The organism is Roseomonas sp. GC11 (genome assembly GCF_024437745.1).
In the GTDB taxonomy this organism is placed as follows: domain Bacteria; phylum Pseudomonadota; class Alphaproteobacteria; order Acetobacterales; family Acetobacteraceae; genus Pseudoroseomonas.
On the sequence record NZ_JANFNY010000140.1, the window covers coordinates 1 to 7,064 of the forward strand.

Here is a 7,064-nt window from a genome sequence, read left to right on the forward strand (position 1 = left end):
CGCCTGCCGCGCTGCCTCCCGGCGCTGGGCGTGCCGGATGACCCGGCCCGGCCGGCGGAGGCGATGCTGTTCGTGCCGCATCTCTCCGCGCGGCTGGGGGCGCGGCTGGCGCGCGCGGCGCGGCAGAACGCCATCCTGGTGCTGCGGCGGAGAGTGGCCCTGCTCTGTTTGCGGTAGGCTCTGAGACGCAGGCCAGGGGCTCCGCCCCTGGAACCCCGCCGGGGGGACAGGGTCCCCCCATATTTCCTCTGGGGACCCCGCCATCCGTTGGCGCCAACGGAACGCAGGGGGACCCAGGCCCGTTTCACGCCGCCTCGCGCAGCGCCTCCGGGTTGATGCTGTCATTCGCGACCTTGTTGAGCAGGGCGTCTGCCTGCTTTTCCTCGGACAGCGTCTCCTCCAGCAGGGTGACGATGTCCTTCTTGCCGCTGGCCCGGGCCCAGGCGGCCAGAGCGCCGTAGCGGGCCATTTCGTAATGCTCGACCGCCTGGGCGCAGGCGATCAGCCCGGCATCGCGCACCGCGCTCGGCTGCGGCGTGCCTTCCAGCAGTTCCTCGCATTCCTCGATCAGGCCGTTGATGGCCTCGCAGGTCACGCCCTGGGCGCGCTTGCCCAGAGTCTCGAAGATCTGCTGCAGGCGCTCGATCTGCTCCTGCGTCTGCTCGCGATGCATCATGAAGCCGTCGCGCAGGTCCTGGCTCTGCGCCGCCTTGGCCATCCTGGGCAGCGCCTTCAGGATCTGCCGCTCGGCGTAATAGACGTCCTTCAGCGTGTGCAGGAACAGGTCGTCGAGGGTCTTCATACCGGCCATGGGGAAATCCTTTCCTGGGGGTGAGCGGGGGATGCGGACATGAAAAGGGCGGCCACGGATTTCCGTCGCCGCCCCGAAAAAGGCGCCGCCCCGGGGAGGGCGGCGCCCTGCCTCACGAGCGGCCGCCCTGAGTCGGCTGGCCGCCCTTGCGCCCGGCCTCGCCGGCCTTCTCGTGGCTGCCCGCCTTCTCGCTGGTCTCGGCGGCACGGTTGCTCTTGCCCTGGCTCTCGCCCTGGTTGCCGCCGCCCTGCGAATGCTGGCCGCCCTTGCGCCCGGCTTCCGCCGCCAGCTCATGATCCTGGGCGAAGGGGCGCTTTTCCGCCGGCACGCTCTGGCCGCCCTTGGAGGCGATCTCGCGCTGCTTGTCCTCGTCCATCGCGGCGAAGCCACGGTTGCTCGGGGTGTTCTGCTGCGTCATCGGCGTTTTTCCTTCTCCTGGCGTCAGCCTTCCGGTTCGGAGGCTGTGGGAGAGGAACCGGCCCTGGCTGGCGCTGTTCCATGACGAATTGTTCATTTTGTCTCTCTGGCGCCGGGGAACCCGCAGAAGCCGGGGCGGCTTGTCCCGCGGAACCCCGGGGCACAGCCCGCAGCCAGGCAAGAAGGACACCCCGCATGAACAAGCCCCGCTTCCCCTCCGCCCGCCCCGCTGAGGTGGGGCCGCATGACGTTTCGGTGGAGCAGAACGACCCCGACGCCAAGCTGCGCCGCCCGGAGGAAGCCTATAGCGAGGAGACGGGCGGGCAGGCGGATGGGGTGGGCCGCCGCCCGCCGACGCCGGGGGCCAGGGCCCTGGTGCGCCCCAAGACCGACGCCTCGGGCCAGGAGGCCGGAGACGGGATGGACGGGGGGAAGGGCTGAGCCTTCCCCCCGCCGGGCTGTCCTGCCCCGCCGGGCCGCCGCCGCGTCAGGCGTGCGGCGGCGTGGGGGGGATGCCGGCCAGGCTGCGCAGCGTGGCCAGCAGGGCGTCGCGCTCCCGTTCGAAGCGCCCGGCGGCCAGGCTGATCTCCTCCTGCCAGCCGGTCCAGGCGGGGCCATCCGGCAGTTCCGCCACCCGGCTCTCCGGCCCGGCTTCTTCCGCCGCCGGCTCCGCTGGCATGGCGCCCCGACCGGCCAGGGCCGTGCCATCCGCCGCGCCGTCCTGGGGCCCGGCCTCGGCCTGCGGGCTGCCGGGGGTGCCGAAGGGGCGCGGTGCCGGCGCCTCTTCCAGCTTCTCCTCCGGCTTCGGCTCGCCGGGGAGGGTGCCGCTGCCGCCCTGCTCGGCGAGGTTCGAGCGTGTCTGGCCCGTGCCGGCATTGATCAGGGCCTCGAAGGAGCTCTGGCCCGAGCCCAGCTGCCCCGCCGGCCGCAGCACGGCCTGGAAGCTGTCGGCCAGGTTCTGCTCGCCGCTGGTGCCCATCGGGTCGGGCGGCGTCGCCTCCTGCGAGGGGGTGCCGCTGGGGTTGCCGGCGGTGCTGCTGCGCCAGGAGGTGGTTTCGATGCTGCTGGCGCTGGCGGTGGTGGGCGTGCTGCCGGTGAAGGGCACGGCCACCGTCACCACCACCTCGGTGAAGAGGCCACCGCTGTCGGTCAGACGGTAGGTGAAGCTGTCCGAACCGCTGTAGTTGAACTCCGCCTGATAAAGCAGCGTGCCATCGGCCTGCACCACGAGCGTGCCATGGGCCGGGCCGGTGGTGATGCTGGGGGTGAGGCTGTCCCCCGCATCCGGGTCGCTGGCACTGGCCGCGGCCTGCGGGTCGAGCAGCAGGGCGCCGGTATTGTCGGCCTCCAGCGCGAGGCTGCCGCTGGCGGTCGGGGTTTCGTTGACATCCTCGACGGTGATGCTGGTGTCGAGGCTGGTCACATTGCCCGCCGCATCCGTCGCCACGATGGTCAGGGCGTAGCTGCCCGCCGCCTCGTGGTCGAGCGGCATCAGGCTGCGGATCTGCCCCGTGCTGCTGTCGATGGTGAAGCGCGCCAGGGCCTCGGCCGTGCCTTCCAGGCTGAAGGTGACGCTCTGCGCATCGGTCGCCAGGGCCTGCCCGGCCAGGGTGCCGGCCGCGGCGTTCTCCGCCAGGGTCAGCGGCGCGGCCAGGGAGAGATCCGGCGCGGTGGTATCGACCGCCAGGGCCAGGGCGGTCATCTCCGCCCCTTCATTGCCGGCGGCGTCGGTGGCGTAGGCGCTCAGGCTGTAGTCGCCATCACCCAGGCTGATGTCGAGCGTCCAGACACCGCTGCCATTGGCCACGGCGCTGCCCATCTCGGCGCCATCGACCAGCACGGTGACGGTGCTGCCCGCCTCGGCGGTGCCGGTCAGGGTGATGTCGCCGCTGGCGGAGAGCCGCCCGCCGCCCGAGGCCGCCTCGCCCGGCAGGGTGGAGAGGGCCGGGGTGCCCGGCGCGGTGGCGTCCACCGTCACCGCCAGGGTGGCGATGCTGGAGGTATTGCCGGCCTGGTCCACCGCCTGCAGCGTGTAGCTGTAGCTGCCCTCGGCGAGGTCGCTGCCCTCGGTGAACGACCAGTCGCCATTGCCATCGGGGATGATGGTGTCTACCAGCGTGCCGTTCCGCCACAGATTCAGCGCGGTGGCGCCGCTGCTGGTGCCGGAGAGGGTGGGGCGCAGCGCGCTGGTGATGCCATCGCCCGGCGTGCCCGTGTCGCTGCCGCTGGCGGTGTCGAGCACCAGGGTGGGGGTGGTGGGGCGCACCCCATCCACCACGATGCCGCTGGTGCCCGGGGTGGTGGCGGTGGGCGTGCCGGGCAGGTTGCCGGCGATGTCCGTCACCACCGTGCCGGAGAGGCCGATATAGATCGGGCTGCTGCCGGTGGTGCTGCCTTCCGTGACCGTCCAGGTGAAGGTCAGGGTGTCGGTACCGTTGCCACTGGCCAGGGCGGCCTCCACCGTGGCGCCGTCCAGGCTGAATTGCAGCACCGGCGTGCCGGAGAGCTGCACGGCCTCGGAATAGACCAGGGTGAAGGTCAGCGTGTCACCGATGCCATACTGGCCATCGGCGGGGGCGGTGATGGTGGTGAGGACCGGGGCCACCGTGTCCAGCGGGGTGGTGGCGGTGGCGGCGTAGTCGGCCGTCAGGGCATTGCCGGCGAGGTCGAGCACCCCGGCCTGCACGCCGATGGCGATGCTGCCCGTGCCGCTGCCGGCCAGCACATGCACCGTGTAGGTGGTGCCGCTGCCGGTGATGCTGCTGATGCTGGCATCCGGCAGGCCGGGCGAGACCAGCAGCAGGTCGCTGGCGGTGAGGCTGGCCACCGGCTCGGAGAAGGTGATGGTGAAATCCAGCTCCGTGGCATTGGCGGCGGGGGTGCCGACCACGGCCACCGCCTGCACCTCGGGCGGCAGGGCATCGACGCGGATCAGGCTGCCATCGATATAGGGCAGGGTGCCCGGCGTGGCATTGCCGGCGACATCCACCACCCCCGCGGCGCCATCCAGGGTGGTGACGAGGGAGACCCCGGCGCCATTGTCGAAATCCCCCGCCTGCACGGTGTAGCGGAAGAGAAGCTGGCTGGTGCCGCTGCCCGAGACATAGTCGAGGCTGCGCGTGGTGCCGCCGATCTGCACCGTCAGGCTGGGCGTGCCGGAGACGGTGACGTCCTCGGCGAAGACCACGGTGAAGTCCAGCGTATCCCCGGCCACATAGGTGCCGGCGCTGGGCGGGATGACGTCGCTGACCGCCGGGAGGATGCTGTCCACCCGCACCGCGGCGAAGTCGGTGGCGGAGAGGGTGAGGGTGGCGTCGTTGCCGGCGGCATCGCGCAGGGTCATGCCGTTGAGCACCGGACCGCCGGAGAGGCGGATGCCATCGGTGTCCTGCAGCCCGCTCGGCAGGGTCAGGCTGAAGCGCAGCGTCTGGGTATCCGGCTGGCCCGTCAGCGTGGCGCTGAGGATGGTGCCGCCGATGTCCACATCCAGCGTGGCGCTGCCGCCGCCGGCCTGCGTCACCGCCTCGTCAAAGGCGATGTCGAAGACCAGCGTATCCCCGGCGCGGTACCAGCCGCCGGCATTGGTGATGGTGGCGCCGGTGGCGGCGGGCGGGGTGGTGTCGATGACGATGCCGGCCAGGGTGAAGTTGCCGCCGGTGGTGAAGTCGTTGCCGGCGGCGTCGCGCAGCGTGGCGCCGCCGAGATCGGCCGTGCCGAAGGCGATGTCGATGCCGCTGGCCGCCGTCTCCCCGCTGGCCGGGGTGTAGTGGAAGACCAGCGTGCCGGTGCCGCTGCCGGAGACATAGCTGGCCTGGGCGTTGACGCCGCCATCCAGCGTGATCTCCAGATAGGGCGTGCCGCCCTGCACATAGACCGGTGCGTCGAAGGCCAGGGTGATGGCCACCGTCTGCCCGGCGCCGTAGAGACCGGCGCTCCAGCCCGGGGCGCTCAGGGCGGGGGGCGTGGTGTCCACCAGCACGCCCGAGCTGTCGGCGACATTGTTGAGGGTGAGGGCGGCGTCATTGCCGGCGGCGTCGTGCAGCGTGGCGCCGTTCAGGCTGAGGGCGCCGATGGCGATGCCGTCGGCATCGGTATCACCCGACTGCACGGTGTAGCTGAAGATCAGCCCGTTGGTGCCGCTGGTGCCGCTGTAGCTGGCGGTGACCACGGTGCTGCCGAGGGTGATCGCCAGGCTGGGCTGCCCGCCGGTGGTGTCGAGGCTGAGCGCCTCGGAGAAGGTGACGGTGACATCGAGCGTGGTGCCGGCCTTGTAGGCGCCGGCGGCCGGCACGCTGACGGCGGTGACGCTGGGCGCCACGCCATCGACCAGGACCTGGCTGGTGTCGGAGACCGTGCCCGCCGCGCTGCCATCATAGGCATTGCCGGCGAGGTCGAGCACGCTGCCGCTGCCCAGGTCGAAGCCCAGGATGCTGATGCCGTCGCTGTCCAGGTCGCCGGCCTGGATGGCGTAGGTGAAGATGAGGTTGCTGGCATTGGAGCTGCCGGTCAGCGCCGCGCTGCGCTGGACGCCGCCGATATCGATCAGCAGGGCCGGGCTGCCACTGGTCGTCACCGATTCCGAGAAGGCGGCGGTGAAGGTCAGCGTGTCGCCGATCTTGTAGGTGCCGCTGACCGGGCCTTCCAGCGTGCTGGCGGTGGGCGGCGCGGCATCGATGAGGATGCCGCTGGTGCCGGGCAGGGCGGCCAGGGTGAGGGCGGCGTCATTGCCGGCGGCATCGCGCAGCGTGGCGCCGCTGAGGTCGAGGCTGTCGATGGTGATGCCGTTGCCATCGGCATCGGCGGCCTGCACGGTGTAGCGGAAGAGCAGGTCCGTGCCGCCGGAGCCGCTGACATAGGTGGCGCTGCGGCTGGTGCTGCCGATGGTCAGGCTCAGCACCGGGATGCCGCCGCTGGTGTCGACCAGCACGGCCTCCGAGAAGCTCACGGTGAACTCGAGATCCTGCCCGGCGACATAGGTGCCGGAGGTGGGCACGGTGCCGGCGGTGATGGTGGGCGTGGTGGTGTCCACCACCACCCCGGCCAGGGCGGCCTGCGCCGTGAAGGAGAGGCTGGCGTCATTGCCGGCGGCATCGCGCAGGGTGCCGCCATTCAGCGTGATGCTGCCCGGCAGGCCGACGCCATCGGCGTCATCCTCGCCGCTCTGCACGGTGTAGGAGAAGACGAGCGTGCTGCTGCCCGAGCCGGAGAGATAGCTGGCCTCCACCAGGGTGCCGCCGATGTCGAGGGCCAGGCCCGGCGTGCCGCTGACCGTGACGGCCTCATCAAAGGCGACGCTGAAGGTGAGGGTGGTGCCTGCCTTGTAGGAACCGGCGGCAGGGCCGGTCACGCTGGCCGTACTGGGCGCGGTGGTGTCGATGGTCACGCTGACGGCGGTGGAGGCGGCAGAAGTATTGTTCTCGCTGTCGGTGGCGGTGGCGGTGATGCTGTAGCTGCCATTGGTGAGGGCGGCGGCGAGGGTGTAGCTCCAATTGCCGGCGCCATCGGCGGTGGCGGTGCCATCGGCGACGCCATCGACGAGGATGGTGATGGTGGCATTGGCCTCGGCGGTGCCGGAGAAGCTCGGGGTGGTGTCGTTGGTCAGGGCGTCGCTGCTGGAGGAACCGCTGTCGGAGCCGGCATCGAGGCTGATTGTGGGCGGGTTGGGCGGCACGCCGTCGACGAGCACGCCGGTGGTGGCGGCGATGCCGGCGAGGGTGAGGCTGGCGTCATTGCCGGCGGCATCGCGCAGGGTGGCGCCGCCGGCGAGGGCGAGGCTGGAGACGGCGATGCCATCGGCGTCGAGATCACCGCTGACGACGCTGTAGGTGAAGACCAG

The 7,064-nt window shown here is 71.4% G+C and carries 4 protein-coding genes; 1 reads left to right on the forward strand and 3 read right to left on the reverse strand.

The features are described from left to right. Positions 1-304: 304 nt before the first annotated feature. Positions 305-811 carry a ferritin-like domain-containing protein gene (locus NON00_RS23535; protein ID WP_256025232.1) on the reverse strand — a complete coding sequence of 169 codons (507 nt, stop codon included), beginning with the start codon at positions 809-811 and terminating at the stop codon, positions 305-307. Between the two features lie 112 nt (positions 812-923). Next, positions 924-1,229 carry a general stress protein gene (locus NON00_RS23540; RefSeq protein ID WP_256025233.1) on the reverse strand — a complete coding sequence of 102 codons (306 nt, stop codon included), beginning with the start codon at positions 1,227-1,229 and terminating at the stop codon, positions 924-926. A 194-nt stretch (positions 1,230-1,423) separates the two neighbouring features. On the opposite strand from NON00_RS23540, the gene NON00_RS23545 reads away from it, so the two are divergent. Beyond that, the gene (locus tag NON00_RS23545) at positions 1,424-1,669 is read left to right on the forward strand and encodes a hypothetical protein (RefSeq protein ID WP_256025234.1); all 246 of its coding nucleotides are present in this window, start codon (positions 1,424-1,426) and stop codon (positions 1,667-1,669) included. A 46-nt stretch (positions 1,670-1,715) separates the two neighbouring features. Here the strand turns inward: NON00_RS23545 and NON00_RS23550 are convergent. Next, a partial coding sequence (locus NON00_RS23550) for an Ig-like domain-containing protein (RefSeq protein WP_305123537.1) occupies positions 1,716-7,064 on the reverse strand: 5,349 nt, incomplete at its 5' end.

What these genes read in the sequence shown, in the direction of transcription:
- NON00_RS23535 (WP_256025232.1), bottom strand. Translation starts at nt 811, where the DNA reads ATGGCCGGTATGAAGACCCTCGACGACCTGTTCCTGCACACGCTGAAG.
- NON00_RS23545 (WP_256025234.1), top strand. Translation starts at nt 1,424, where the DNA reads ATGAACAAGCCCCGCTTCCCCTCCGCCCGCCCCGCTGAGGTGGGGCCG.
- NON00_RS23540 (WP_256025233.1), bottom strand. Translation starts at nt 1,229, where the DNA reads ATGACGCAGCAGAACACCCCGAGCAACCGTGGCTTCGCCGCGATGGAC.